27 protein-coding genes, 1 other RNA gene and 1 riboswitch are annotated in these 24,671 nt (G+C 65.4%); of the genes, 20 read left to right on the plus strand and 8 right to left on the minus strand.

Annotated features, from left to right (window positions below):
* Positions 1-44: 44 nt before the first annotated feature.
* The 7 genes from MKW15_RS19485 to MKW15_RS19515 all read left to right on the plus strand — a co-directional run bounded on the left by MKW15_RS19485 (position 45) and on the right by MKW15_RS19515 (position 5,389).
* Entirely contained in the window at positions 45-506 is a 462-nt protein-coding gene (locus tag MKW15_RS19485; protein ID WP_240861045.1) for a MarR family winged helix-turn-helix transcriptional regulator, read from the plus strand.
* Positions 507-541: 35 nt separating this feature from the next.
* The gene (locus MKW15_RS19490) at positions 542-793 is read left to right on the plus strand and encodes a DUF2630 family protein (RefSeq protein ID WP_240861048.1); all 252 of its coding nucleotides are present in this window, start codon (positions 542-544) and stop codon (positions 791-793) included.
* Between the two features lie 189 nt (positions 794-982).
* On the plus strand, positions 983-2,863 hold the full coding sequence (locus MKW15_RS19495; RefSeq protein WP_240861050.1) for a propionyl-CoA synthetase: 1,881 nt from the start codon (positions 983-985) through the stop codon (positions 2,861-2,863).
* A 1-nt stretch (position 2,864) separates the two neighbouring features.
* On the plus strand, positions 2,865-3,368 hold the full coding sequence (locus tag MKW15_RS19500; RefSeq protein ID WP_240861052.1) for a DUF6790 family protein: 504 nt from the start codon (positions 2,865-2,867) through the stop codon (positions 3,366-3,368).
* Positions 3,369-3,920: 552 nt separating this feature from the next.
* Positions 3,921-3,998, plus strand: a riboswitch (Fluoride riboswitch).
* A gap of 19 nt (positions 3,999-4,017) precedes the next feature.
* Positions 4,018-4,497, plus strand: coding sequence for a fluoride efflux transporter CrcB (crcB, locus tag MKW15_RS19505; RefSeq protein ID WP_240861054.1), 480 nt, complete (start codon positions 4,018-4,020; stop codon positions 4,495-4,497).
* Positions 4,494-4,862, plus strand: coding sequence for a fluoride efflux transporter CrcB (gene crcB, locus MKW15_RS19510; protein WP_240861056.1), 369 nt, complete (start codon positions 4,494-4,496; stop codon positions 4,860-4,862). Before crcB (MKW15_RS19505) ends, crcB (MKW15_RS19510) begins: the two co-directional genes overlap by 4 nt.
* Before the next feature lie 11 nt (positions 4,863-4,873).
* Positions 4,874-5,389: a universal stress protein gene (locus MKW15_RS19515; protein WP_240861058.1), complete on the plus strand. Its 516-nt coding sequence runs from the start codon at positions 4,874-4,876 to the stop codon at positions 5,387-5,389.
* 102 nt (positions 5,390-5,491) lie between these two features.
* Here MKW15_RS19515 and MKW15_RS19520 read toward each other — a convergent pair whose 3' ends face one another.
* Positions 5,492-6,715, minus strand: coding sequence for an acyl-CoA dehydrogenase family protein (locus tag MKW15_RS19520; protein WP_240861059.1), 1,224 nt, complete (start codon positions 6,713-6,715; stop codon positions 5,492-5,494).
* Positions 6,716-6,743: 28 nt separating this feature from the next.
* Positions 6,744-8,108, minus strand: a complete 1,365-nt coding sequence (locus MKW15_RS19525) for an acyl-CoA dehydrogenase family protein (protein WP_240861062.1) — start codon at positions 8,106-8,108, stop codon at positions 6,744-6,746.
* Between the two features lie 176 nt (positions 8,109-8,284).
* Between MKW15_RS19525 and MKW15_RS19530 the strand changes: the two genes are divergently transcribed.
* Together MKW15_RS19530 and MKW15_RS19535 are read left to right on the plus strand one after the other, a co-directional pair.
* On the plus strand, positions 8,285-8,785 hold the full coding sequence (locus MKW15_RS19530) for a DUF2752 domain-containing protein (RefSeq protein WP_240861064.1): 501 nt from the start codon (positions 8,285-8,287) through the stop codon (positions 8,783-8,785).
* A 31-nt stretch (positions 8,786-8,816) separates the two neighbouring features.
* Entirely contained in the window at positions 8,817-9,476 is a 660-nt protein-coding gene (locus tag MKW15_RS19535; protein ID WP_240861066.1) for an MBL fold metallo-hydrolase, read from the plus strand.
* Positions 9,477-9,625: 149 nt separating this feature from the next.
* Here the strand turns inward: MKW15_RS19535 and MKW15_RS19540 are convergent, their stop codons facing one another.
* Positions 9,626-10,024 (minus strand): VOC family protein, encoded by a 399-nt coding sequence (locus MKW15_RS19540; RefSeq protein ID WP_240861068.1) that lies wholly within the window; start codon positions 10,022-10,024, stop codon positions 9,626-9,628.
* 126 nt (positions 10,025-10,150) lie between these two features.
* Positions 10,151-10,951, minus strand: coding sequence for a histidinol-phosphatase (gene hisN, locus MKW15_RS19545; protein ID WP_240861070.1), 801 nt, complete (start codon positions 10,949-10,951; stop codon positions 10,151-10,153).
* A gap of 62 nt (positions 10,952-11,013) precedes the next feature.
* On the opposite strand from hisN, the gene MKW15_RS19550 reads away from it, so the two are divergent.
* The 10 genes from MKW15_RS19550 (at position 11,014) to MKW15_RS19595 (ending at position 19,819) form a co-directional block, all read left to right on the plus strand.
* Positions 11,014-11,409: a hypothetical protein gene (locus tag MKW15_RS19550; RefSeq protein ID WP_240861071.1), complete on the plus strand. Its 396-nt coding sequence runs from the start codon at positions 11,014-11,016 to the stop codon at positions 11,407-11,409.
* A 35-nt stretch (positions 11,410-11,444) separates the two neighbouring features.
* Entirely contained in the window at positions 11,445-12,560 is a 1,116-nt protein-coding gene (gene prfB, locus MKW15_RS19555) for a peptide chain release factor 2 (protein ID WP_240861073.1), read from the plus strand.
* Positions 12,547-13,500: a mechanosensitive ion channel family protein gene (locus MKW15_RS19560; RefSeq protein WP_240861075.1), complete on the plus strand. Its 954-nt coding sequence runs from the start codon at positions 12,547-12,549 to the stop codon at positions 13,498-13,500. Before prfB ends, MKW15_RS19560 begins: the two co-directional genes overlap by 14 nt.
* Positions 13,493-13,990 (plus strand): hypothetical protein, encoded by a 498-nt coding sequence (locus tag MKW15_RS19565; RefSeq protein ID WP_240861077.1) that lies wholly within the window; start codon positions 13,493-13,495, stop codon positions 13,988-13,990. Before MKW15_RS19560 ends, MKW15_RS19565 begins: the two co-directional genes overlap by 8 nt.
* Positions 13,991-14,057: 67 nt before the next feature.
* Positions 14,058-14,744 carry a cell division ATP-binding protein FtsE gene (gene ftsE, locus MKW15_RS19570; protein ID WP_240861079.1) on the plus strand — a complete coding sequence of 229 codons (687 nt, stop codon included), beginning with the start codon at positions 14,058-14,060 and terminating at the stop codon, positions 14,742-14,744.
* A 60-nt stretch (positions 14,745-14,804) separates the two neighbouring features.
* Positions 14,805-15,713 carry a permease-like cell division protein FtsX gene (gene ftsX / locus MKW15_RS19575; RefSeq protein ID WP_240861082.1) on the plus strand — a complete coding sequence of 303 codons (909 nt, stop codon included), beginning with the start codon at positions 14,805-14,807 and terminating at the stop codon, positions 15,711-15,713.
* 81 nt (positions 15,714-15,794) lie between these two features.
* Positions 15,795-16,268 (plus strand): SsrA-binding protein SmpB, encoded by a 474-nt coding sequence (gene smpB / locus MKW15_RS19580; protein WP_240861084.1) that lies wholly within the window; start codon positions 15,795-15,797, stop codon positions 16,266-16,268.
* Positions 16,265-17,518 (plus strand): glycoside hydrolase family 27 protein, encoded by a 1,254-nt coding sequence (locus tag MKW15_RS19585; RefSeq protein WP_240861086.1) that lies wholly within the window; start codon positions 16,265-16,267, stop codon positions 17,516-17,518. Before smpB ends, MKW15_RS19585 begins: the two co-directional genes overlap by 4 nt.
* A 59-nt stretch (positions 17,519-17,577) precedes the next feature.
* Positions 17,578-17,951: a transfer-messenger RNA gene (ssrA, locus tag MKW15_RS19590) on the plus strand.
* Positions 17,952-18,868: 917 nt separating this feature from the next.
* Positions 18,869-19,819, plus strand: coding sequence for a dipeptidase (locus MKW15_RS19595; RefSeq protein WP_240861088.1), 951 nt, complete (start codon positions 18,869-18,871; stop codon positions 19,817-19,819).
* An 11-nt stretch (positions 19,820-19,830) separates the two neighbouring features.
* Here MKW15_RS19595 and MKW15_RS19600 read toward each other — a convergent pair whose 3' ends face one another.
* Genes MKW15_RS19600 through MKW15_RS19615 form a run of 4 tightly spaced genes read right to left on the minus strand, consistent with a single transcriptional unit; the run spans position 19,831 to position 23,730 of the window.
* Complete coding sequence (locus MKW15_RS19600; protein WP_240861091.1) at positions 19,831-21,006, minus strand: ABC transporter permease; 1,176 nt, start codon at positions 21,004-21,006, stop codon at positions 19,831-19,833.
* Positions 21,003-21,842: an ABC transporter ATP-binding protein gene (locus tag MKW15_RS19605; protein ID WP_240861093.1), complete on the minus strand. Its 840-nt coding sequence runs from the start codon at positions 21,840-21,842 to the stop codon at positions 21,003-21,005. The genes MKW15_RS19600 and MKW15_RS19605 overlap by 4 nt, the downstream gene beginning before the upstream one ends.
* Positions 21,843-21,897: 55 nt before the next feature.
* Positions 21,898-22,497 carry a TetR/AcrR family transcriptional regulator gene (locus tag MKW15_RS19610; RefSeq protein WP_240861095.1) on the minus strand — a complete coding sequence of 200 codons (600 nt, stop codon included), beginning with the start codon at positions 22,495-22,497 and terminating at the stop codon, positions 21,898-21,900.
* Positions 22,498-23,730 (minus strand): CaiB/BaiF CoA transferase family protein, encoded by a 1,233-nt coding sequence (locus MKW15_RS19615; protein ID WP_240861098.1) that lies wholly within the window; start codon positions 23,728-23,730, stop codon positions 22,498-22,500.
* A gap of 159 nt (positions 23,731-23,889) precedes the next feature.
* Between MKW15_RS19615 and MKW15_RS19620 the strand changes: the two genes are divergently transcribed.
* Positions 23,890-24,666: an ABC transporter permease gene (locus MKW15_RS19620; RefSeq protein WP_240861138.1), complete on the plus strand. Its 777-nt coding sequence runs from the start codon at positions 23,890-23,892 to the stop codon at positions 24,664-24,666.
* The last annotated feature ends 5 nt before the right edge of the window (positions 24,667-24,671 follow it).

Raw genomic sequence — 24,671 nt, forward strand, 5'->3', positions numbered from 1 at the left:
ACGATCGAGGGGGAAAGTGGGAGGCTCGACGGGTGGGCGCGCACGTGGATGAACCGCGAGACGACGAGCAATTGGAGATGGTCCACCAACTCCGACGACTGGTGGTGGCACTCGAGCACTTCGGATCGGGATTCGCCACGATGCACGGGATGAACTCGACCGACGTCCGAGCGCTCATCGGACTGTTGGATCGCGAGCGCGCGGGCGAACCCGCAAGCCCAGGCTGGCTGGGCACCCATCTCGGGCTCAACAGTGCGTCGACGACCGCCTTGGTCGACCGGTTGGAACGAGCGCAGCTGGTGGTCCGGGAACGGGGGGATGCCGACCGGCGACGAGTGACGATCGTCGTCACCGACCACGCCCGAACCCTCGGCTGGGCGTTCTTCGGCCCACTCATCGATGGGGTGGTCGGCGTGACCGCCGGTTTCTCCGGCGTCGAGCTCGACACCGTCCGGCGATTTCTCGACGCAGTCACACACGCGGTCGGGGATGCGCGTCATATGTGAACGGGCGCATCGCAGTGCGGACTACGGTGGAAACCATGGCCGACACCGACAAGTCCATCCACTCCCACATCACCGATCTGATCGCCGAGGAGCACGACCTGCGGGGCAAACTCTCGCGCGGTGAGGTGTCTCGCGAGGACGAGAACGCGCGGCTGGCCGCGATCGAGGTCTCGCTGGACCAGTGCTGGGACCTGCTGCGACAGCGTCAGGCCAAGCGCGACGCGGGACAGAACCCGGACGACGCGGGCGTTCGGCCGGCCGATGTGGTCGAGAAGTATCGCAACTGAGTCGGCGGGATCGATCCCGAGCTCCACGCTTCCGCTGACCCGAAACCGGTGAGCGCGAACCTTCTCCAACCGCTCGTCGCAGCCGGTCGACCGGTGAACGCACAGCCCGCTAAGCAACGCCGTGGCAACGATCACATCGCTACCCTCGAAGCGGCACAAGACACGGTTACGCGGTGAGAGGGACGGGCAATGGGTCGATATGCGGAGGCGTTCTCGCAGGCCAAGGACGATCGGGAGAGCTTCTGGCTCGACGCGGCGAAGGGTGTCGACTGGGAGGTCGCACCGACGCGGGCACTCGACGACTCGGCGCCGCCGATCTACCGATGGTTCCCGGACGGCACGCTGAACACCTGCCACAACGCGCTCGACCGTCACGTCGCCGCCGGAAAAGGTGATCGGACGGCCCTCATCTGGGACTCGGCAATGGTGGGTGAGGTCCGGCACTACACCTACGCGGCGCTGCTCGATGAGGTGTCACGGTTCGCGGGCGTTCTCGCCGGCCGCGGGGTGGGCGCAGGCGACCGCGTCGTCATCTACATGCCGATGATCCCCGAGGCCGCGATCGCCATGCTCGCCTGCGCCCGGATCGGTGCGGTGCACTCGGTGGTGTTCGGTGGATTCGCGGCACCCGAGCTCGCCACCCGCATCGACGACGCCGCGCCAGTCGCGATCGTCACCGCCTCCGGTGGTCTCGAACCGGGGCGGACGGTCGAGTACCTGCCGATGGTGGCGCGTGCGCTGGAGTTGTCGACGACGCCGCCGTCAACGGTGATCGTCAAGGACCGTCCCGAGATCGGCGGTGCGGCAGCCGATTACGACGGGTGGCTGGACTGGGAGGAATTGACGTCGGCCGCCGAGCCGGTCGCGCCGGTGCCGGTTGCGGCCACCGATCCGCTCTACATCCTCTACACGTCCGGCACCACCGGAAAGCCCAAGGGTGTGGTGCGCGACAACGGTGGTCATGCCGTGGCACTCACGTGGTCGATGAGCAACATCTACGGAATAGAACCCGGAGATGTGTGGTGGACGGCCTCGGACGTGGGGTGGGTGGTCGGACATTCCTATATCGTCTACGGCCCCCTGTTGGCCGGCGCGACGTCGGTGATGTACGAGGGCAAGCCGGTCGGCACGCCCGACGCCGGCGCATTCTGGCGAGTCATTGCCCAGCACAAGGCAAATGCGTTGTTCACTGCACCGACGGCCATCCGCGCAATCCGCAAGGCGGATCCGGATGCGGCGGAACTCGCCAAGTACGACACGTCCTCGCTGCGCGCCTTGTTCGCGGCGGGCGAGCGACTCGACCCGGACACCTTCGAATGGGCGGGTGAGGTGCTCGGAGTGCCGGTCATCGACCACTGGTGGCAGACCGAGACCGGCTGGGCCATCGCCGCGAATCTCCGTGGGCTGGAACCGATGCCGCTCAAGGCGGGCTCCCCGACGGTGCCGGTTCCCGGGTACGACGTCGGGATCGTGGATGCCGAGGGCAACGCGCTCGGCGCCGACGAGGAAGGCAACATCGTCATCAAGCTTCCCCTGCCGCCCGGCACGCTCGCCGGACTGTGGCAGGACGAAGAGCGTTATCGCGGTTCGTATCTCAACACCTTCCCGGGGTACTACGTGACCGGTGACACCGGCTATGTGGACGCAGACGGGTACGTGTTCGTACTGGGCCGCTCCGACGACGTGATCAACGTTGCGGGACACCGGTTGTCCACCGGCAGTATCGAAGCGGTGGTGGCGTCGCATCCGGCGGTGGCCGAGTGCGCGGTGATCGGCATCCACGACGACCTGAAGGGCCAGCGCCCGAGCGGTTATGTGGTGCTCAAGGCAGGTGTCGAGATCGAACCCGACGTCCTGCGCGGCGAACTCGTCGCCATGGTGCGCGAGCAGATCGGTGCGGTCGCGACGTTCCGCGACGTCACCGTGGTTCCCGCCCTGCCGAAGACCCGGTCGGGCAAGATCCTGCGAAAGACCATGCGGCAGATCGCCGACAACGAGGAGTACACCGTGCCGTCGACCATCGAGGACCCGGACGTGCTGGCCGATCTGGCGAAGCAGATCGGCGGGTGAGGTGGCGCCGACGACCGGGTCGGCCTTCGACCGCTCGCTGCGACTGTCCATCCGGCTGATCCCTTTTGTCGGGATCGCCGGCACCATCATCTCGACCGTCGTCGATGTGCTCACTCCCGGTGGCCATTTCGGTGACGATCTGCTGGCCAACTCGATCCTCTGGATGATCGGCGTGCAGGGCTGGATGACGGGCTGCGGACACATGTTCTTCGGCGAGCCGATCGCCGAATCCATCGGGTGGCCCGCCAAGACGCCGTGGCAGTGGGAGGTGGGACTCGCCAGTCTCGCGACCGGTGTGCTCGGCGTGATGGCGTCGGGTTTCGGCAAGGAGTTCTGGCTGGCCACCATCATCGCGTTCGCGGTGTTCTATCTGGGTGCAGCTGTCGGTCACGTGCGCGAGATGGTGGTGAATCGCAATTTCGCGCCGGGCAACGCCGGGCCGATCTTCTTCTTCGACGTCATCGTCCCGATCTATCTGATCGTCCTGTACGTGGTGGTCGTGTGACTCGACGAGTGTGGTGACCAATCCGGCTGAGCTGGGGAAATGCGTCACCCCCAATACGCTCCCTGAGGCGCCAGCCGAGCCTCGAAGGGCGGGTGAGATGACGATGTCAGCGTGCCACCGGGCCACTAAAAGTAGGGGAAGGTTCTTCCCCTACTTTCTGCCCCTGCTTGTTGAGTCGTCCGCGAGTAATTTCGCGGGGAGGACTCCAGGGGTAGGGGAAGAGTTTCTTCCCCTAGTTTTTGTGCGACCAAGCAGCCAACGTTGTAGCAGAAGGTGCCGTGTATGGGGCACTCTCTGCTACAACGCTTTCCAATGACCCATTGGGGTGTCCGCCTTCGCGCGCCGGCGGACACTTCCCGCGGCCACGATCGCCGACTACGTCGCGGGTCAGTCGCTGACTCGACGAGTACTGGTCGTGTCGACCAGGGGCTGCGAGCAGATGTTCAGAAGCAGTGCGGGAGGTAGGACGACGGCACTCTTCCCACCTCCCGCACTCCATGGCCAGGGCCGCAGCGGTGAGGATCGGGACATCCACGCCTCCTCCCTGCTACCGTTGTCCACGGTGATGGATCTCCACCGGGAGTGTGATTGCTCCGAACCGCCGACACGGCTGATGGCTCCTGTCCGAAATGACGGATAGGACTGACGCATGGCCGATCACGCAGCCGACTCGCACCCCGAACTGCCACTCGATCCGGACAGTTCGCGCCCGCTTCATCTGCAGTGGCGGGCGATCGCACTCGTGTTTCTCGGTGGAATCGCCGGCACCGGATTGCGCTACCTGACCGAACACCTGTTTCCCGCATACGGCACGGACTGGCCATGGGCGACGTTCGGTGTCAACTTGAGTGGCGCGTTCATTCTCGGGGCGTTGCTTGAGGTGCTTGCCCTGGCAGGGCCCGACGACGGGTGGCGCCGCACCATTCGGGTGCTGGTCGGCACAGGTTTTTGCGGCTCGTACACCACCTATAGCTCGTTCGCTCTCGAGACGACGCAACTCGGTCACCATGGCGCGGTCGGGCTGGGAATCGCTTATGCGGCATCGAGCGTGGTGCTCGGGGTTGTGTGTGCATGGGCGGGAATCGTTGTCGCCGGCCAACTCCTGCGCGGGCGAGGAGCGGTGTCGTGACGGTTGCGCTGATCCTGCTGGCCGGCGCGGTGGGTTCGGTGGCACGGTTCGTGGTCGACGGCGCCGTGAAACAGTGGCGTCCGACGACGTTCCCCTGGGCGACGCTCGTCATCAACGTGACCGGTTCGCTGCTGCTCGGTGTTCTCGCCGGACTGGTGATCTACCACGCCGCACCGTCGGACCTGCAGGCGATCCTCGGCACCGGATTCTGTGGCGGCTACACGACGTTCAGCACCGCGTCGGTCGAGACGACGCGGCTCGCGCAACGCCGCGACGGCATGAGGGCATTGGCGAATGCGCTGGCGTCGGTGGTCGCATCGGTGGCCGCCTGCGCGGCCGGACTCGCCCTGGCGTGGGCGCTGTAGAGGAGTCAGACATGGCAGACGACAACACCTTCGGCCAATACGACGACAACGGTCCACTGCGCAGACACCGGCGCGGCCCCACCCCGGCCAAGCGCGCGCAGGCCGCATTGGTGATCGGGTGGAACCGCCAGCCCGACAGCGTTGCCGCCGTTCGATTCGCGGTGATGCTCGCCGACCGGCTCGACGTGCACATCCACCTCGTGCACATCGTCGACCTCGATGACGAGCCGCTCGACCCGGACGCGCCCGATTGGAGTGAGCAGTTCGCCGCGACCGCCGACGAGAATGCGCTGGAGGCCCGACGGCTGCTCGACGCCGTGCCGGCGTCGTGGACCTATCACAGCGGCCATGGATCGGCTCCCGACCTGCTCATCACGGTGGCCGACCGATACTCGGCGCTGATGGTGGTGGTCGGGAACCCGCGTGGCGGGCTGATGTCGCACCTGGATGCGCTGCTGGGACAGTCCGTGGCGCACCGGGTGATCGGACAACGCAAGGTGCCGGTGCTGTTGGTGCCTGCGGGCTGAGAACTTCAGCTCGCCAACGGCTTCGAGGCTCGCACCCAGCGGGGAGAAAGGGAAGTGGCATGCCGGCCCTCTTCCGGCATGCCACTTCTGCTCTGGCTCAGCTCACTTCAGCTCGGCGCTGCTCTTGTTGAGCACACGGCGGGCGATTATCAGCTGCTGGATCTGCTGGGTGCCCTCGAAGATGTCGAGGATCTTGGAGTCGCGGGCCCACTTCTCCACCAGGAGACGTTCCGAGAAGCCCACGGTTCCGGTCAATTCGACTGTCTTGTTGGTGATGTCGGTGCCGGTTCGGCCGGCCTTGGCCTTGGCCATCGACGCCTCGAGCGAGTTCGGCTGCTTGTTGTCGGCCATCCAGCAGGCGCGCATGGTGAGCAGATACGCTGCCTCCCAGTCGGATTCCATGCGGATGAACTCGGCGGCGGCGGCATGCTGGTCGGCGGCGGGGCGGTCGTAGTCGATCTCGATGCCGGCGTCCTCGAGGATGCGCCGCAGCTCTTCCAGAGCGGCACGCGCGACGCCCACGGCCATGCCCGCGACCAGCGGACGGGTGTTGTCGAAGGTCTGCATGACCCCGCCGAAGCCCTTCTTGGTGTCGACTTCGGGCGATCCCAGCAGGTTCTCCTTGGGGATGCGGCAGTTCTCGAACCGGATGACCGCGGTGTCGGAGACGCGGATGCCGAGCTTGTGCTCGAGCCGGACGACCTCGACCCCGGGATGCTCACGCGGCACGACGAAACTCTTGATGGCCGCACGGCCCAGGCTTTTGTCCACGGTCGCCCACACGACGATGTGCGTGGCGCGCGACCCCGCGGTGACGAAGATCTTCTCACCGTTGAGGACGTACTCGTCGCCGTCGAGCCGGGCCGTTGTGGTGACGGCCGCGGAGTCGGAGCCGAAGCTCGGTTCGGTGATGGCCATCGCGGCCCACACCTTGCCGAAGCGTTCGAGTTGCTCGTCGGTGGCGACCGCGGCGATCGCCGAGTTGCCCAGCCCCTGGTAGGGGATCGACAGCATGAGGCCGACGTCGCCCCACGAGGTTTCCATCACATTGACGACGGACTGCATGTTGCCGCCGTTGACGACAGTGCCCTCGGGTTTGGGCTTCGCTGTCTTCTCGCGGCTGCGGCCGGCGTCGGCACCGGCACCGGCCTGGCCGGTCTCGGACAGACCGTCGTACAGGCTGGCCAGAGTGTCGAGCTCCACCGGGTAGGCGTGCTCACGCAGGTCGTACTTGCGTGAGATCGGCCGGAAGATCTCGGCGGCGGCCTGATGGGCCTGGTCGATGGTGACGCCCAGCTTCTTGGGCAGTTCCAGATTGATGCTCATTGCGATGCTCCTGAAGTCCGGTAGGTCGTCAGAGGACGACGATGCCTTCGCCGATGCCCGCGCCACGCAGGTCGCGGTACCAGCGCTCGACCGGATGCTCCTTGGTGAAACCGTGGCCACCGAGCAACTGCACGCCGTCGAGGCCGATCTGCAGGCCCTTGTCGATGGTCAACTTGCGGGCCAGTGCGGCCTCGCGAGCAAACGACAGTCCCTGTTCGGCACGAGCCGCGCCACGCAGGGTGACAAGGCGGATCGAGTCGACCTCGGTCGCGATTGTGGCGACCATGAAGGCCACGGCCTGACGGTTGGAGATCGGCTCGCCGAAGGCCTCACGCTCGTTGACGTAGGGAATCACGTAGTCGAGGACGGCCTTGGCGGTGCCGGCAGCCAGCGCCGACCAGCCCAGACGCGAGAGCCGAACGACGTCGCGGTAGGCAGCAGCAGAGGACTCGCCCTCACCGATGAGAGCCGACGTCGGGACGGCGACATCCTGCAGGAGCAGACGGCCCATGCCTGCGGCACGCACGCCCATACCCGGATCGGCTTCGACGATCAGACCCTTCGAGTCGGATTCGACGATGAACAGCGCGGGCTTGCCCTCGAGTTGGGCGCCGACGATGAACAACTCCGACGACCCGGCTGCCGGGACGAACGACTTCACACCATTGAGGCGGTAACCGCTGGGCACACGAGTTGCCTTGGTGGACAGGTTGAATGCGTCGAACAGTGGCTTCGGCTCGGCAATGACGACCGCGGACTGCGGGACGTTCTCGCCGGCGAAGTCGGGCAGGTAGGTGCGCTGCTGGTCGTCGCTTCCGAAGTTGGTGAGGGTGGTGGCCACGCCGCTCGGTGCGAGCAGCGGGATGGCCAGGCCCATGTCGCCGTACGCCATGGCCTCGGCGACCAGCGCGTTGGTCACGACGCCGCGTTCGGTGGCTGCGCCCTCGAGTTCCTCGGGCACGTTGATCATGGTGATGCCGAGTTCGGCCGATCGCTTGAGGATCTCCTCGGGTGCGGTCGCGGCGGCGTCGGCGTCGTAGGCGGCGGGACGCAGGATCTCGGTGGCGAACTCGCGCACCGTCTCCGCGATCATCTGCTGCTCGTCGTCGGGCGTGAGGTTGAAGTAGTCCTTGGGGGTGCTGGTGAGGCGCTTGGCCTTACCGGATCCGCCCTGGGCGGCCTTGAACGCACGGTTGGCGGCGCCGAGGGTCTGGAAGCCGGTCTTGGTGGCCTGGTAGGCGATGCGGTTGATCGGCTCGCGGATCTGGTACTTCTCGGCGAACTCCGAGCCGGTGACGGTGGTCAGTACGCGCATGGCGGTGCCGATGAAGTTGCGCGGGTGCTTGGTCTTTCCGACGGCGGAGGTGTCGCGCGGTTCGGTGTGGCTAGTCATGTTCACCAGCTGTTCTCGGGGAGGATCCCGGTTGGCGTGAGGGTTTGATCGCACCGATCTTACTCGGTAGTAAGTACGTACCTTACTACTCGGTAAGTAGCTTGTCACGTTCTTCTTGGATGCCTGTCACACGGTTGATCGATGACGACGGGCACCGGCCTGGCTACGCTGGTCGGGTGACGTCCGAACCACGCGCCGACCAGGGTCTTCAGGATGCCGCGGTGGCCACCGCCGAGCCGGGTCGCGCCTTGTCCAGTGTGAGCCTGGCCGGAGCAGCCACCGTCGCTGGGGTCGGGATCGCCGGGATCGCGGTCGCATGCGCGTGGTCGCCCGCGGGCGCGTCGTCGGGTCCCGAGGTGTGCCCGTTCCGCCGGCTCACCGGACTCCCATGTCCCGGCTGCGGGCTGACCCGCAGCTGGGTGTCGTTGATGCACGGTGACGTGTCGAACGCATTCTCGTTCAATCTGTTCGGCCCGCTGCTGCTCGTGTTGACGGCGGTGGCCGTCGTGATCGCGCTCTGGTCGCTGGTGTTGCGCGATGGTGCGCCACTCGATCGGACCCGGTCGTGGTTGAGCGTCCGCGTGGTCGTGGGCTTTGTTGCGGTCTGGCTCGGCTACGGGGTGTTCCGTGCCGTCGACACCGCGGCCGGATGGGGAATCTTCCCGATCATCACGTGACACCACCGGGAGTCGGGAGCACAGTGGTGGCATGCAGATCACTCATTTCGGCCATTCCTGCCTGCTCGTCGAACTCGACGGAACCCGAGTGCTCTTCGACCCGGGCAACTTCTCTCACGGCTTCGAGGGCATCACCGGGCTCGACGCGATCCTGATCACCCACCAGCATCCCGACCATTGCGACGTCGCACGGCTGCCCGACCTCGTCGCAGCCAATCCCGACGCTGCCCGCTTCGCCGATCCGCAGACCACGGCTCAGCTCAACGGCGACGACGTCGCCGGCGAATGGACGGCGGCGCACAGTGGTACGAGCGTGCAGGTCGGGAGCGTCACGGCGCGCGTCACCGGCGGCCGGCACGCCGTCATCCATCCGGAGATCCCGGTGATCGACAACGTCGCTTACATCCTGGGCACCGATGCCGAACCGGCGAAGTTCATGCACCCCGGTGACTCCTTCTACATCCCCTTCGAGAAGATCGACGTCCTCGCGCTGCCCGCTGCCGCGCCATGGATGAAGCTCAGCGAGTCCGTCGACTACCTTCGGGGGGTTGCGCCGCGCGTCGCGGTGCCGATCCACCAGGCCGTCCAATCCGAGGCCGGCATCGCCGTGCACAACTCTCGATTGCAGGAGATGCGGAACCCGGCCACCGACTTCCGGGTGCTCGACGCGGAGAACGGCGTCGACCTCTGATCCGAAGAGTACTGCCTTCGGCCTCCTGAACTGCGGAAATCTGTACCTGGGAGCCCAGTCAAATGCAGAGTGCACGTGGTCTGGCTGGGGCGTACAGAGATCCGACGCAGTCGGCGGGTGGGTCGCTGACTCGGAGAGTCGGGTGTTGCTCACGCGGGCGGTGCGAAGAACTCCAACGCGATGTTGTCGGGATCGCGGAAGGAGATCCCGGAGCCGTAGTGCGCGTGCTTGACGCCACTGTGGGAGATTCCCTGCGCATCCAGGCGCGCGATCCAACCGTCGAGATCGGCCTGCGAGCAGGCGAACGCGATGTGATCGAGACCGGTGCGACTCTCGTCAAAGCCGTCCGCCGAACCCGGGCGAGTGTGGGTGTGCAGGCCAAAGAGCATGCCGTCGCCCAGTGCGAAGACGGTGTGGTGGAAGTCGCCCGACTCCTCGTCCTCGTCGAGGACCGGGTCGGCGTCGAAGAGTTGGGCGTACCACTTGGTGCTGGCCGAGAGGTCTGAGACGGTGATGGCCACATGGGCGAGGCCGGGAAATGTTGCCATGGTCGGACTCCCTTGTCCGTGGGGGTACTGACCCATCAGACGCTAGGTCCGCCATGACGACGGCGTGTTGACATCGACGCGGGACTGTCCGTCCGGCCAGGCCGATATGGCCAGACGGCGTGGTGGTCAGGCGCCGTGCAATGCCGCCAGCGTTGCGTCGTGCAGCAGGCCATTGGTTGCGACCGCGCTCCCGCCCGCGGGACCGGGTGTGCCGTCGAGTGCGGTGAAACTCCCGCCGGCCTCGCGGACCAGCACGTCGAGGGGCGCGAGATCCCACAGGGACACCTCGGGTTCGGCTGCGATGTCGACCGCACCTTCGGCGACCAGACAGTAGTTGAAGAAGTCGCCGTACCCGCGAACGCGCCACACCTGGTCGGTGAAGGCGATGAACTGATCGCGGATGCCGCGGTCCGCCCAGCCCGACAGGCTGGAGAACGCGAGGCTCGCCGACGCTACGTCATCGACACCCGATACCTGGATGCGACGCGGCTCGTCGTCGCCGAACGCGGCAAAGGCGCCGAGTCCGGTTGCCGCCCACCATCGTCGACGCAGCGCCGGGGCCGAGACAACCCCGACCACGGGCTCGCCGTCGACGAGCAGCGCGATCAGGGTGGCCCACACCGGAACTCCGCGCACAAAGTTCTTGGTGCCGTCGATCGGGTCGATCACCCACTGCCGGCCGGTCAGCTCGCGTTCGCCGCCGAACTCCTCGCCGAGCACCGAGTCGCCCGGGCGCTGCGACGAAATGCGTTCGCGCAGAAGCGTTTCGCACGTGAGGTCGGCGTCGGAGACCGGAGTGAGGTCGGGTTTGGCATCCACGCGGAGGTCGATCGCGCCGAATCGCCGCAACGTGAGCTCGTCGGCCGATGCGGCCAGCGACAGCGCGAGGTCGAGGTCATCGGAGATGCGCGGGGAAGCGGGGGACACCCGGGTAGCTTAGTTCCCCGCCTCGGCGCCGTCGCAAATGTCGGATCGGTACGCTGGCTGCCATGTGGCTCGCGGTGGCGTTCAGTTTCCTGTTGGCGGCACTCGTGGTGGTGATGATCGTGCAATGGCAGCGGGGTCGTAACCCGCGGCCGCTGACGCCAGGCCAGGCCGCGAACTATGTGCAGGGCACCTTCACGATCACCGGCGTCAGCGATCGGCCCGACGAGGGCGACAAAAACGGCGAACGGTTCGCCACGATATCGGGCACCATCGTCGGACCCGAGACCAATCCCACCGAGGTGTACGGCACTCTCGTGCTCGGAACCACCGATCGGTGGCCCGCGATCGGCGACGACATTTCCGTTCTCTACAAGCCGCACAAGGCTGCGACGTCGTGGCGCTTCGGTGATCTGGGGCAGGCGGGTCCGCCGCCGGGCGGTTCCTCCTTCGGCGATTGAACGGCCCGGGAATCCGGTCGGTATCCTGGTAAACCGTGCATCCCGACGTAACCGCAGATCTCGAATCCCTCGACGCCACCTTGACGACGGTCGAGAAAGTCCTCGACCTCGACGAGCTGCGTCGCCGGATCGACGAGCTCGAGATGCAGGCCTCCGACCCCGACCTCTGGAACGACCAGGAGCACGCGCAGAAGGTGACCAGCGAGTTGTCGCATGCGCAGTCGGAGTTCCGGAAGGTATCTGAACTGCGGCAACGTCTCGACGATCTGCCCGTTCTGTACGAGCTCGCCGACGCCGAGGAGGGCGACGACCGCACCGCCGCGCTGGCTGACGCCGACAACGACCGCACCACCCTGCGCACCGACATCGAGGCGATGGAGGTCAAGACCATGCTGGCCGGCGAGTACGACTCGCGTGACGCGCTGGTCAACATCCGCTCGGGCGCGGGTGGTGTCGACGCCGCCGACTGGGCACAGATGCTGATGCGCATGTACGTGCGCTGGGCCGAACAGCACGGGTACGGGGTCGAGGTCTACGACACCTCCTACGCCGAGGAGGCCGGTCTCAAGAGTGCGACGTTCGCCGTGAAAGCCCCCTACATGTACGGCACGTTGTCGGTGGAGCAGGGCACCCATCGGCTCGTCCGAATCAGCCCGTTCGACAACCAGAGCCGCCGCCAGACGTCGTTCGCCGAGGTCGAGGTGTTGCCGGTGGTCGAGACCACCGACCACATCGACGTCGACGAGAACGACGTGAAGGTCGACGTGTACCGGTCGTCGGGGCCCGGTGGTCAGTCGGTCAACACCACCGACTCGGCGGTGCGGCTCACGCACATCCCGACCGGGATCGTGGTCACCTGCCAGAACGAGAAGAGCCAGTTGCAGAACAAGGCGTCGGCGATGCGGGTGCTGCAGGCCAAGCTGCTCGAACGGAAACGACTGGAAGAGCGCGCCGAGCTCGATGCGCTCAAGGGAGACGGCGGATCGAGTTGGGGCAACCAGATGCGCTCGTACGTGCTGCACCCGTATCAGATGGTGAAGGATCTGCGCACCGGCGTCGAAGACAACAACCCGTCGGCAGTGCTCGACGGTGAGCTGGACAAGTTCATCGAAGCCGGCATCCGATGGCGGATGGCCGATGCAGAGGCCTGAGCTGAACATCGCAATTCTCGGCCCGGAGTCCGAGTCCATCATCGGCCGCTTCTACGTGTGGCTGGTCACCGACGGGCTCGAAATCCTGCTGTGGATTCTCGCTGCGGCAATCGTGATCCGCTTCATACGGTGGAATGCCGACCGCTACGGCGCGCGCGTCGAGGACGAGTTCCAGGACAGTGACCAGATCGTTCGGACCGAGCGCACCAAGCACATGCGTGCGGTCGTTCAGGTAGTCAGCTGGGTGTTCATCGTGATCGTGGCGCTCATCTGCGGTGTGCACATCATGGGCGTCTTCAACATCCCGATCACCGGACTGGTCGGGCCGGGCGCGGTGCTCGGTGCGGCGCTCGGTTTCGGCGCGCAACGCGTGGTCCAGGATCTTCTCGCCGGATTCTTCGTGGTCACCGAGAAGCAATACGGCTACGGCGACGTCGTCAGCCTGATGGTCACGGGCGGGGGATTCGCCGACGGCACCGTCGAGGACGTCACACTGCGCGTGACAAAACTGCGCACCAGCGACGGCGAGATGGTCACGGTTCCGAACGGCCAGATCATCAAGGCAACCAACCTGTCCAAGGATTGGGCACGCGCGGTGGTGGACGTCCCGATCCCGGCCGAGGCCGACATCGGTCGTGTCAACGACATTCTCGAAGAGGTCGGGCAGGAGTTCTTCGACGATCCTCGGATGCACCGCCTCATGCTCGACGCGCCGACTCCGCTCGGGGTCATCGACCTCGAGCTCGAGGCGATCACGGTGCGGATGGTGGCCCGGACCCTCCCGGGCAAGCAGTTCGAGATCGCCCGCGCGCTGCGCATCCTCATCGTGCGGAGATTGGCGGCCGAAGGCATCACCGTCGCGCTCGGCCGCGAAGTGCAAGCTCAGTCCGCGCCCCCGGCCACTCTCCAGCCGAGCGGAGGTGACCGCGGCGATGACTGAGAAAGACCCGGCCAGCGGAACCGATCCCGAAGACAAGGGCAAATCCGGTCCAACCACCACGGGGTCGTTGCGGGCCCAGCGCGCCCAAAGCAGTTCCGGATGGTTTCGCAAGCGCGACTGGGGTCATATCCGCGGGACCCGAGTGCGGACGAGCACCGCAGTGCTGGTGATCGCCTTCATCGCGCTGTTGTGGGTGTACGGGTACACCTCGCAGCGCTACGGCGTGGTGGATCAGACGACGCAGGCACCGGCACCGCGCACCACCCAGCAGACCTACGAGACCACGCGTAGTTCGACGCCGAGTTCGTCGTCGGCCTCGAGCACCTCGGTGAGCGCTACGGTGGGCGCGTCGGAGAGCAGTTCGGATTCCAACGCGCCCGCACCCGCACCCGGGGTGACCACAACCACGACGTCGATCCCCGGAATCCCCTTCCAGATCCCGGTTCCAGGACTGAACGGCACGACTCAGACCACGTCACCGGCCCGCTGAAACGCAGTTGAAACGCCCCGGGCAGCCTGAGCGGAGCTCTCAGGCGTCGTGGTTACACTGGCTTCTCGTGATCACGCTGGAGAACGTCACGATGCAGTACAAGGCCTCCAGTCGGCCGGCTCTCAAGGACTTGAGCCTGGAGGTCGACAAGGGGGAGTTCGCCTTCCTCATCGGGCCGTCGGGTTCGGGCAAGTCGACATTCTTCCGACTGCTGCTCAAGGAGGACAAGCCCACCTCGGGCGAGATCCACCTGGGCGAATTCCACGTGAACCGCCTGCGCGGTCGGATGGTGCCCAAACTGCGCCAATCCATCGGATGCGTCTTCCAGGACTTCCGGTTGCTGCAGCAGAAGACGGTCGCCGAGAACGTCGCCTTCGCCCTCGAGGTGATCGGGCGGCCGCAGTCGACGATCAAGCGCGTGGTGCCCGAGGTCCTGGAGTATGTCGGCCTCGAGGGCAAACACGACCGCATGCCCAACGAACTGTCGGGTGGTGAGATGCAGCGTGTCGCCATCGCGCGCGCCATCGTCAACCGGCCGCTGGTTCTGCTGGCCGATGAGCCGACCGGCAACCTCGACCCCGAGACCAGCGAGGAGATCGTCGACGTCCTCGACCGCGTGAACCGACGCGGGACGACCGTGGTGATGGCCACGCACGACCGCCACATCGTCGACGCGATGCGTCGGCGGGTGCTCGAATTCGACAACGGGCGATTGGTCCGCAACGACCCGCAGGGTGTGTACGGCATCGGCTGACCCAGCCGCGTAGTAGACCGCCGCACAGACACCACCGACCAGAAGGACATCTCAGCGAGCATGCGAGCCAACTTCATCATCAGCGAGGTCTTGAACGGGTTGCGTCGCAACCTCACGATGACCATCGCGATGATCTTGACGACCGCAATCACCCTCGGCATGTTCGGCGGTGGTCTGCTGGTGATCCAGATGGCCGACAAGAGCCAGAAGATCTTCCTCGACCGCGTCGAAATGGAGTTCTACCTCAACGACGCCGTCACCGACCGTGACCCGCTCTGCCAGCAGGCGCCATGCGCGACGCTGCGTACCGACCTCGAGAAGGAATCCGGCGTGAGCGCCGTGACCTACGTCGATCGCGAGGACGCCTACAAGCGGGCCAAGGAGATCTTCAAGAACAACCCCGACCTCGCCGACAACATCCGCGAGGGCACGCTGCAGGCCTCCATGCGAGTGCGCGTCACCGACCCGGACAACTTCAACACGATCGCCGAGAAGTATCGGGCCCGCACCGACCTGGGCGTCGAATCGTTCCGCGACGACCGAAAACTCGTCGAACGAATATTCAACGTGCTCGACGGCGCGCGCAACGCTACCTTCGCCATCGCCGCAGTCCTGGCCATCGCGGCGATCCTCCTGATCATCAACACCGTCCAGATCGCCGCGTACACGAGACGGACCGAGGTGTCGATCATGCGTCTGGTCGGCGCGACCCGGTGGTACACGCAGCTGCCGTTCCTGCTCGAGGCGGTGGTCGCGGCGCTGATCGGTGCCCTGCTCGCGATCGGCGGCCTGTTCGCGGCGAAGAGATTCTTCTTCGACAACGCGCTACGAGATCTGTACGGTGTGAGCTTCTTGTCGCGCATCGAGAACACCGACGTTCTCTTCGTCGCCCCGTGGTTGTTGCTGGGGGGAATTGTGTTGGCAAGCGTGACGTCATATGTGACGCTGCGTGTCTACGTTCGCGAGTAAGACCGACCTTCCGCTTCCTGAGGTGCGAAGCGAAGCGAGCCTCGAAGGAGCGGCGACAGAACCACAAGAGAGGAGAGCGACGTGCCCAAGGAAAAGGGCCGCGCGGCGATTGCCACCAATCGCAAGGCGCGACACGACTACTCGATTCTCGATGTGTACGAAGCCGGAATCGCGCTGGTCGGTACCGAGGTGAAGAGCCTGCGTGCCGGCAAGGCCTCGCTGGTGGACGCCTTCGCGACCATCGACGACGGCGAGATCTGGCTGCACGCGCTGCACATCCCGGAGTACACCAACGGGTCGTGGACCAACCACCCTGTGCGTCGCAAGCGCAAACTGCTGCTGCATCGTCGTGAGATCGACACCTTGATCGGCAAGATCCGGGACGGGAACCTGACGCTGGTGCCGTTGTCGATGTACTTCAGCGACGGTCGGGTGAAGGTCGAGCTCGCATTGGCCCGCGGTAAGCAGGCCCACGACAAACGTCAGGACATCGCGAAGCGCACCGCGCAGCGCGAGGTCGAACGGGAAATTGGCCGTCGGGTCAAGGGGATGTGATCGTCCGCCGGCTGGTCGGGGTGATCGGTGCAGCAGTTCTGGCATTGGCCGTCGCAGGCTGTGGCGACGAGCCGGGCCGGCTGGGTGGCGATCCACCGGCGATTTCGGGTCTGCCAACGACGCCGCCGATGGGCTGGAACAGCTGGAACACCTTCGGTTGCGGTGTCACCGAGGCCGACGTCCGCGCCCAGGCCGACGCACTGGTCTCGACCGGTCTGCGCGATGCCGGCTACCGCTATGTGGTGATCGACGACTGTTGGTCGGCAACCGCCCGCGACGCGCAGGGACGCCTGGTCGCCGACCCGGATCGGTTCCCGTCCGGCATGGCCGCCATGGGTACCTATCTGCATGGGCGGGGTCTCAAGTTCGGGGTCTATTCGGGTGCGTCGGAGCAGACCTGCACGCAGCTGCTCGGCAACCGGGCAGGGTCGACGGGGAGTCTCGGCCATGAACAGACCGATGCGCAGACGTTCGCCGGATGGGGCGTGGACTACCTGAAATACGACTGGTGCTCGACCGACGCCGACCACGACAAGCAGGTGACCGCATTCACCGCGATGCGCGACGCGCTGCGCTCGACCAACCGCCCGATCGTCTACAACATCAATCCCAACAGCGGTCTGACCGGGGGAGTCGTGCCGGGAGCCCAGTACGACTGGGGCGGGGTCGCGACCATGACGCGACTGTCGAACAACGTGGTCGGCGCGTGGCAGACCTCGGCAGGACCAGCAGGTCAGCAGGGCATCGTCGACGAGATCGACGCGGCGGTACCGCTGACCGGTCGCGTCGGGCAGGGTGCTTTTCTCGACCCCGACGCACTCGTCGTCGGATCGTCGGGGCTGACGCCGGCTATGGGTCGTACCCAGATGGCCATGTGGTCGATGTTGGCCGCGCCCCTGATCGCGAGCAACGACCTCACCACGATGAGCCCCGATACCCTGAGCACCCTGCGCAACGCTGCGGTGATCGCAGTCGATCAGGACAAGGTGGTCGGCGCAGGCTCACCGGTGAACGACGATCCGGAGATATGGAAGCGGGCGGTCGACGGTGGCGCGGTGGTGTCACTGACGAATCGCCAGAATCATCCGCGGGCGATGTCGGTTCGGCTTTCGACCCTCGGACTGCCTGCGGGTGAACACTTGGTCAATCTGTGGACCGGGCAGCAGGTGCCGGTGCGCGATGGCTGGGTGTCGGTGCTGGTCGCGGCACGCGACACCATGCTCCTGAGCGCTGTTCGAGCACCGGAATGAATTGGCTTGCACACGTTGTTAGACTTAAGTGCTCATCGAAACTCGATGGGTGCTATCTCGGGGCTGATCGGTTTCGACTACGTGCGTCGAGGTAGGGGAAGCGTGTCGGTGCAGGCTGGAGACCACCGTGAGCGTCGCAGCAACCAATTAAGCGCCGATTCCAATCAGCGCGACTACGCCCTCGCTGCCTGATCAGCGACGGCTAGTCTGTCGGCCCGGATTGAGTTCCCGAATCCGGATGCCGGCATCATCTCAGGGGACTCACCGTGTTCGCCGGTCGCGGGCGGACGCGGGACAGCAAACAGCGACTGGGATCGTCATCTCGGCTTGTTCGTGTGACCGAGAGATCCAAGTAGAGACATAGCGGACTGCACACGGAGAAGCCCTACCAACACGACGGAGGACCCGGGTTCAATTCCCGGCAGCTCCACGAAAAAGTCCCTGACCTGAAACACTGGGTCAGGGACTTTTCATGTACACGGCGCAGTTCCATTCCTGACTCGAAGAGTTGGTGACCGACCCCGCTGACCTGCGGAAATGTCGCGGTATCTTACCCGCAAAATCTCGGGGAAGAGTTTCTTCCCCTACTTTTTGTGGCGGATCGCGCCCGACGACATGGGATCGATCCCCACCGCTGGCACCCATGGCAGCCACGTGGTCGGCCGGCCCCTCCGCTCGACGACGACACTCTGTGTCCTGTTGGAGAATCTGTGTGCTGCAGCACACGGTTGAGACTCGGCACAGGGTGTGGTCTGAGGCCACCCATGGCACATCACCCCGGGGCGGCCTCGGCTTCGGTCTGGCCACGTCCCGCGTCGTCCTGCGAGAACTCGAGTTGAGTTGGAGAACGCGAGTGCTGCAGCACTCGCGTTCTCCTATTCGGCTCCGGTTGTCGCGGGTGCCGGCCGCGCGGAGGCTCCGGGCCGCATGGGCGGCCCCGTTCTTCCGGGCTCCACGATCGCCGACGACGTCGGCGGGTGGGGCGCTGATCCGAAGAGTATTGCGTTCGGCCTCCTGAACTGGGTTATGCAAGGGCTTCACCCAGCCTGCAAATTTAGGGTCCGAGGACCGCTGCGACAGGGACCTCGTTTCTGGTCAGAGACCTTCGGAACTGCCGACGGTCCCTGACCACAAGTGAGGTCTCTGTGATGGTTGGCCGCGACGGCCGCTTCGCACCCCCGGAGGCGTCGTCGGCGTGTCGCGATGTCAGAAACCGCGTGTCTGGTCAGAAACCCGAGGCGCACCAGCGGTTCTGGCCACACCTGCGGTTTCTGGCGACAAGTGCGGTTTCTGCGAGCAGCATGTCAACGGCACCAGAGATTATCGCCATCCCGCGTACCATCGACGCAGATGACACTCCTCTGGGACCAGCACGCCTGTCTGCCACTGCGGCCCGACGCCGACGTCGGAGTACTGAACAGGTTCCGCCACGGCAGTGGGACGTACGTTTCGATCAATGTCGGCTACTCGCCGCAGAGCCTCGCAGATTCGTTGGCGCTCGCCGACGCATTCCGCGCATCGATCGCGGCACTCGACGATGCCGAGATGGTGGCGACCACAACGGAGATCGAGGCAGTCACCGGCGCAGGCGGGCTTGCCGTCGCCTTCGATCTGGAGGACAGCGGCTCGCTCGACGGTGATCTCGACAACGTGCGCACGTTCTACGATCGCGGCGTCCGCACCATGCTGCCTACCTACAACCACGCCAACGCCGCCGGGTGTGGGTGTCTCGACACTGAGGACACGGGCCTGACCGCGTGGGGGAGACAACTGGTCGCGGAGATGAACGCCGTCGGGATGGTGCCCGACGGCTCGCACTGCAGCGCGCGTACTGGTCTCGACATGTGTGAGATCTCCACCGCCCCGGTCATCTACAGCCATTCGTGCATGCGAGCGCTGTGGGAGCATCCGCGCAACATCACCGACGACCAGGCCCGAGCGTCTGCTCAGACGGGAGGGGTCGTCGGAATCACGGGCGTCGGAATCTTCCTGGGCCCCAACACCCCGACGCTCGAGGCGATGACCCGCCACCTGGAGTACGCCGTCGAACTCCTTGGCATCGAGCATGTCGGTGTCAGCACCGACCACTCCTTCGACCAAGAGGACTTCTACGCCGAGATCGCGGCCAACCCGGAAGCATTCGACGAGTCGTACACCCGGTGGGGTCCCATCCAGTGGATGCCACCCGAAACCTTTGTGACGTTGGGAACCCATCTCGCACAACGTGGTTGGTCGGACGCGGACATCAGAGCTGTCCTTGGTGGAAACTTCCTGCGCGTCGCCCGCGAGTCCTGGCGCTGACCTCAGTGCGCTCAGGCGATCCGTATTCCCCTGGGCAGCTTGTGAATCGGAACGCGCAACCGACGCGCCGCGACGATGAGACCGATTCCGCCGATGGCAATGGTGATGGCAAGCCCGATATACCAGCTGTCGCCGATGCGTGACATCTCGTGCTCGTTGGAGCGGTACCAGTACGACTGCGAGTTGGCGCGGTCATTGTTGTAGTACCCCTCGCCGCAACGACGGTCGGCGATGAAAGGGCCGGCGCGGCTGGTGGAGAGTGCTGCGGCCAGGGACAACGCGGCCGACGGATCTGGCGTGTCTGTGTCGGAGGAAGCGAGTCGTTGCCTGTACGAATCGGGATAGTCGTGTGCGGCGACGACGTCGGCCACGAGGAGGAACGGATTGGGTGCGAGCAGCCACCAGGTTCGCTCGGTGTGGTGAAACTCTTCGTTCTTGGTGCGCACCGCACATGTCCACTCGTAGTGCGCGTTGGCATTCGAGGGTGTCGAGATCAACGTTTCGTCAGGTCGTTTCACTTCGTGCCGCTGCGCAGTCGAGGGAAAGAGGAGTCCGAAGATCGCCGGCAGGCCGAGAATGAGAAAGAAGACGATGCTCTGGGTGAGCACTGCCGAGCCGGCCGGCCGTGCGGTCACAGCGGACAGACCAAGGCCGATTCCGCAGTAACAGGCGAACAGTACGGAGACGACGACTGCACCCAGGATGCCCGGCCAGATGCCGTACGGTGCGGCGATGATCGCCCAGACCAGGTAGGGCAGCGCGAGAACCATGAGCGTCATCGACGACGCCCAATTGCCGATCAGTTTGCCAAAGGCCAACTGCCAGTGGGTGATCGTGGTGTCCTGAACCACGGCCAAGGTGGCGTCCTTGCGGTCGCCGTTGATCGACGTCGCCGACAGGGTCGGTGCCAGAACGATTCCGCAGAACAACAGAATCGACATCAGGATCACGTAGAAATTGGTGGCCCAGATCTTGTAGGTCTCTTCGAAGACGCCGACGGTCAGGTAGAGCGACCCGAACACCACAACCGAGACGAACACGAACAACGCTCCGAGAGTCACCTTCCATCGAGTGGTGCGGAGGCGTTGGCGGAGTTCGAGACCGATCACGACGAGGACGATGCCCAGCCAGGCACCAAACCGATTGCGGCCGGTGTGACGATGCTGTCTTTCTGTGGTGAGGGTCATCGGCGCTCCGGGTCGAGGGCGAGGTAGGCATCTTCCAATTCCGTGCTCACGCGGGAGAACTCGGCAACGCGCACGCCTTGAGAGACCAGTTGGGTCAGGTACGCGGCGGCGCCATCATCGTCTTGGAACGCCACAGTCAACGCCTCGGCAGGCGGCTGCCCGGGTTCGCGAATTCGCCACGAGTGATTTGTCGCCGCGGCAGATGTGCGGGTTCGGCCTTCCGTCATCATCACGACGTCGTCGACCATCTCGGACAGCTCGGACAGGATGTGTGACGACACCAGCACGGTGCATCCGCCGTCGGCAAGCTCTCGGAGCTGGTCACGCAGATCGAGTCGCGACCGAGGATCCATCCCGGACGCGGGTTCGTCGAGGAGGAGGATTCGAGGCCGGTTCACCAGTGCGCGGGCGAATCCGAGCCGCTGCTTCTGGCCGCGGGACAGTACATGTGCTGGTTTGCCGGCGAACTCGGACAGGTGAACCATCGCAAGCAATTCGTCTGCCCGGCTCTTCGCGTCGCGGGCGGTCTGGCCGTACAGCCGGGCGAACGTGGTGAGTATTTCCTTGGCGGTCAGGGCATCCCAGGTACCGAACACATCCGGCATCCAGCCGGTCACCTGCCGCGCTCGATCTGGTCCGACTGGTTCGTCGTCGAGCAGAATTTGGCCGGTGTCGGGAGCGAGCAGACCCGCGAGCATGAGTAGAAGTGTTGTTTTACCTGCGCCATTGGGGCCGACGAGTCCGTGGATCACTCCGCTGCGCAGTGCGATATCCGCATGCTCGACGGCGAAGTGACCCCGGAACGATCGCGAGAGCCCGGTCGCGATGAGAGACATGGGATGAAGTTACCGAATCAAATGCGAGTTTCGCTAAAGTGGACTGTGGTCTTCGTCACCGGCCGTTGTACATCGCCCGACGGAAGATCTCGGCGACGGTGGCGATGGCCACCTCGTCGTCGTGGGTGTCGACGCCCGGGTCGCCCCCGGCCGCATACCAGGTCCAGCAGAACGACTCCATCATCGACACGATCGCCGACGCGAACACGCCGTGATCGAGATCGACTGGCACGCCCTGTTTCTCGACCGATCGAACCACCTTGAGGACCGCACCGATACCATCGGCCCGACGCTGCCGCCACCACTGGGCGAACTGTTCGTCGGTCATGGAGAGCTGGAAGACGCCGATCATCTCCGGCAGATACTTCCGGTACATCTCGAAGTACACGCGCACTGCGGCTTCGACATTCGCCCGCGGATCGGAGGTGAGTCGCTCGCGTGTGCCCTCCAGCACGTCTTCGTTGAATGTCTGGAGCAGCGCTTCGAGGAGCTGCTGTTTGTTCTCGTAGTAGTTGTAGAACGATCCCGCCGAGCGTCCCGCGACCGAGGCGATGTCGGAGATCTTCGCGTTGAGAAAACCCTTCTCCGCGAACACCTGTCGTGCGGCCTGATGAAAGGCGGCCTCGGTACGACGGCCCTTGGGTGTGGCAACCATTCAGATGACCCCTGTCCGCTGTAAATCGGCGATTTCGTTGTCGGACAAGCCAAGTAACTCGCCGTAGACCGAGGCGTTGTCGGAGCCGGGCTCGGGCGGTCCGGCCGAGCGGATGCCGCCGGGCGTCTCGCTGAACTGGGGCACCACACCGGGTCCGAGGACCGTGCGCCCGACCCGGGTGTCGTAGTGCTCGGCAATCATGCCGCGCGCCTGCAGATGTGGGTCGTTGACGACGTCGGCAACCGTATTCACAGGACCGACCACCACGCCCGCGGCCTGCAGCGTGTCGGTGAGTTCGACCGTCGTCAGCTGCGACGACCACTCGCCGATCAGGGCATCGAGTTCGTCCTGGTTGCGACCCCGCGCGGCGTGGTCGGCGAACCGTTCGTCGGTGGCGAGCTCGGGTGTCCCCATCGCCGCGCAGAGCCGCGCGAACACCGTGTCCTGGTTGGCGGCGATGATCACATGCGTGCCGTCCTTGGTGGGGTAGAGGTTGCTCGGTGCGATGCCGTCGAGCCGGGTACCCGACGGTCCGCGCACCACACCGCCCATGTCGTAGTCGGCGATGGCCGACTCCTGCACGGCGACACAGGATTCCAGCAGACTCGTGTCGACCACCTGCCCCTTGCCGGTCACGGTCCGCCGATACAAGGCGGCAAGTGCGCCCTGCGCGGCGAACATGCCGGCCAGGGTGTCGCCCAGAGACAGCGCAAGTCGCGGCGGCAGCTGACCGGGATAACCGTTGAGGTGCCGTAAGCCGCTCGCCGCCTCGGCGACCGACGCATAGCCGGCGCGGGTCGCGTCGGGTCCGTACTGGCCGTAACCGGATACCCGGACGACGACGATGCCCGGGTTGCGTTCGGACAGGACGTCGGGTCCGATGCCGAGCCGCTCGAGGGTGCCGGGGCGGAAGTTCTCGACGATGATGTCGGCGCGGTCGGCGAGCCGCAGAAACAACTCGCGGCCGGCGTCGCTGCGCAGATCGAGTGTGACCGCTCGCTTGTTGCGGCCATGCACGGTCCAGTAGAAGCGGTGGCCGTCCACCTCGGCCTGACCCCAGGTGCGGATCGGATCGGGCCGACCCGGGGGCTCGATCTTGATGACGTCGGCGCCCATGTCGCCGAGGAGCCGGGCCGCATGTGGGCCCGCGATGAGAGTGCCGAGTTCGAGCACGGTGATCCCGTCGAGAGGGCCCGTGGGCGCGTCGTGCGCCGTCGGCGTTGATTCGACCATTGGTTCAGTCTGTACGAAAACAGGCGCTCAGGGCCACTCCGACGGGAAATTGCTGAAAATGAACACAGTTTTGGTTTTTCATGCAAAACTGTCGTGCGGAGGGGAACCAAGGTGGCTTTCAGGATTCTCGAGCAAGCGTCGCGGGGACGGCCGGTGCAGATGGTGCGGTCGTCCGTCGCGACGCTCGGACGACTTCTCGACCTGGTGACCGTGTCGCTCGGCTGGGGTGCGCGGGACATCGCCACGCGGCGATTCCCCTGGTCGGAGGCGTATCGCCAGACGACGTTCTTTGCCGGTGTCGCCGCGTTGCCTGCAGCTCTTGTCGCCATCCCGTTCGGGGTGATCATCTCGGTCCAGGTCGGCAGCCTCACCGCACAGATCGGCGCGTCGTCGATGGCCGGCGCGGCCGGTGCACTCGGGGTTTTGCGGCAGGGAGCGCCGATCGCGACCGCGCTGCTGATGGGCGGTGCCGTGGGTTCCGCGGTGGCGGCCGACCTCGGCGCACGCACCGTCCGCGACGAGATCGACGCCCTGCGAACCATGGGCATGGATCCGGCGCGCAGGGTGATCGCCCCACGCCTGCTCGCGGTCATGGTGGTGGCACCGCTCATCTGCATCGAGATCATCTTCGTCGGTGTGTCGACCGGCTACTTCGTGAACGTGGCGTTCCAGGGTGGCGCCGCGGGCAGCTACATCGGCTCCTTCGGCGAATTTGCCGGACTGACCGATCTGTGGGCGGCGCTGGCGAAGGCCGAGATCTTCGGCATCGTCGTGGTCGCGATTGCCTGTCAGCGTGGTTTAAAGGCCAAGGGCGGGCCACGCGGGGTGGCCGACGCGGTCAACGCGGCCGTCGTCCTGTCCGTGGTGGCCAGCTTTGTGCTCAACCTGATTGCCACGCAGATTCTTTCGATGTTCGTAGAGAACCGGATCGGGTGAGGCGA

It is taken from the genome of Gordonia gummivorans, from assembly GCF_022513585.1.
Lineage (GTDB): Bacteria > Actinomycetota > Actinomycetes > Mycobacteriales > Mycobacteriaceae > Gordonia.

Coding starts and splice junctions, on each gene's coding strand:
- MKW15_RS19490 (WP_240861048.1), top strand. CDS start 542: ATGGCCGACACCGACAAGTCCATCCACTCCCACATCACCGATCTGATC.
- MKW15_RS19495 (WP_240861050.1), top strand. CDS start 983: ATGGGTCGATATGCGGAGGCGTTCTCGCAGGCCAAGGACGATCGGGAG.
- crcB (WP_240861054.1), top strand. CDS start 4,018: ATGGCCGATCACGCAGCCGACTCGCACCCCGAACTGCCACTCGATCCG.
- MKW15_RS19515 (WP_240861058.1), top strand. CDS start 4,874: ATGGCAGACGACAACACCTTCGGCCAATACGACGACAACGGTCCACTG.
- MKW15_RS19520 (WP_240861059.1), bottom strand. CDS start 6,715: ATGAGCATCAATCTGGAACTGCCCAAGAAGCTGGGCGTCACCATCGAC.
- MKW15_RS19525 (WP_240861062.1), bottom strand. CDS start 8,108: ATGACTAGCCACACCGAACCGCGCGACACCTCCGCCGTCGGAAAGACC.
- MKW15_RS19535 (WP_240861066.1), top strand. CDS start 8,817: ATGCAGATCACTCATTTCGGCCATTCCTGCCTGCTCGTCGAACTCGAC.
- MKW15_RS19540 (WP_240861068.1), bottom strand. CDS start 10,024: ATGGCAACATTTCCCGGCCTCGCCCATGTGGCCATCACCGTCTCAGAC.
- MKW15_RS19550 (WP_240861071.1), top strand. CDS start 11,014: ATGTGGCTCGCGGTGGCGTTCAGTTTCCTGTTGGCGGCACTCGTGGTG.
- MKW15_RS19560 (WP_240861075.1), top strand. CDS start 12,547: ATGCAGAGGCCTGAGCTGAACATCGCAATTCTCGGCCCGGAGTCCGAG.
- MKW15_RS19565 (WP_240861077.1), top strand. CDS start 13,493: ATGACTGAGAAAGACCCGGCCAGCGGAACCGATCCCGAAGACAAGGGC.
- ftsX (WP_240861082.1), top strand. CDS start 14,805: ATGCGAGCCAACTTCATCATCAGCGAGGTCTTGAACGGGTTGCGTCGC.
- MKW15_RS19595 (WP_240861088.1), top strand. CDS start 18,869: ATGACACTCCTCTGGGACCAGCACGCCTGTCTGCCACTGCGGCCCGAC.
- MKW15_RS19600 (WP_240861091.1), bottom strand. CDS start 21,006: ATGACCCTCACCACAGAAAGACAGCATCGTCACACCGGCCGCAATCGG.
- MKW15_RS19605 (WP_240861093.1), bottom strand. CDS start 21,842: ATGTCTCTCATCGCGACCGGGCTCTCGCGATCGTTCCGGGGTCACTTC.
- MKW15_RS19610 (WP_240861095.1), bottom strand. CDS start 22,497: ATGGTTGCCACACCCAAGGGCCGTCGTACCGAGGCCGCCTTTCATCAG.
- MKW15_RS19615 (WP_240861098.1), bottom strand. CDS start 23,730: ATGGTCGAATCAACGCCGACGGCGCACGACGCGCCCACGGGCCCTCTC.
- MKW15_RS19620 (WP_240861138.1), top strand. CDS start 23,890: ATGGTGCGGTCGTCCGTCGCGACGCTCGGACGACTTCTCGACCTGGTG.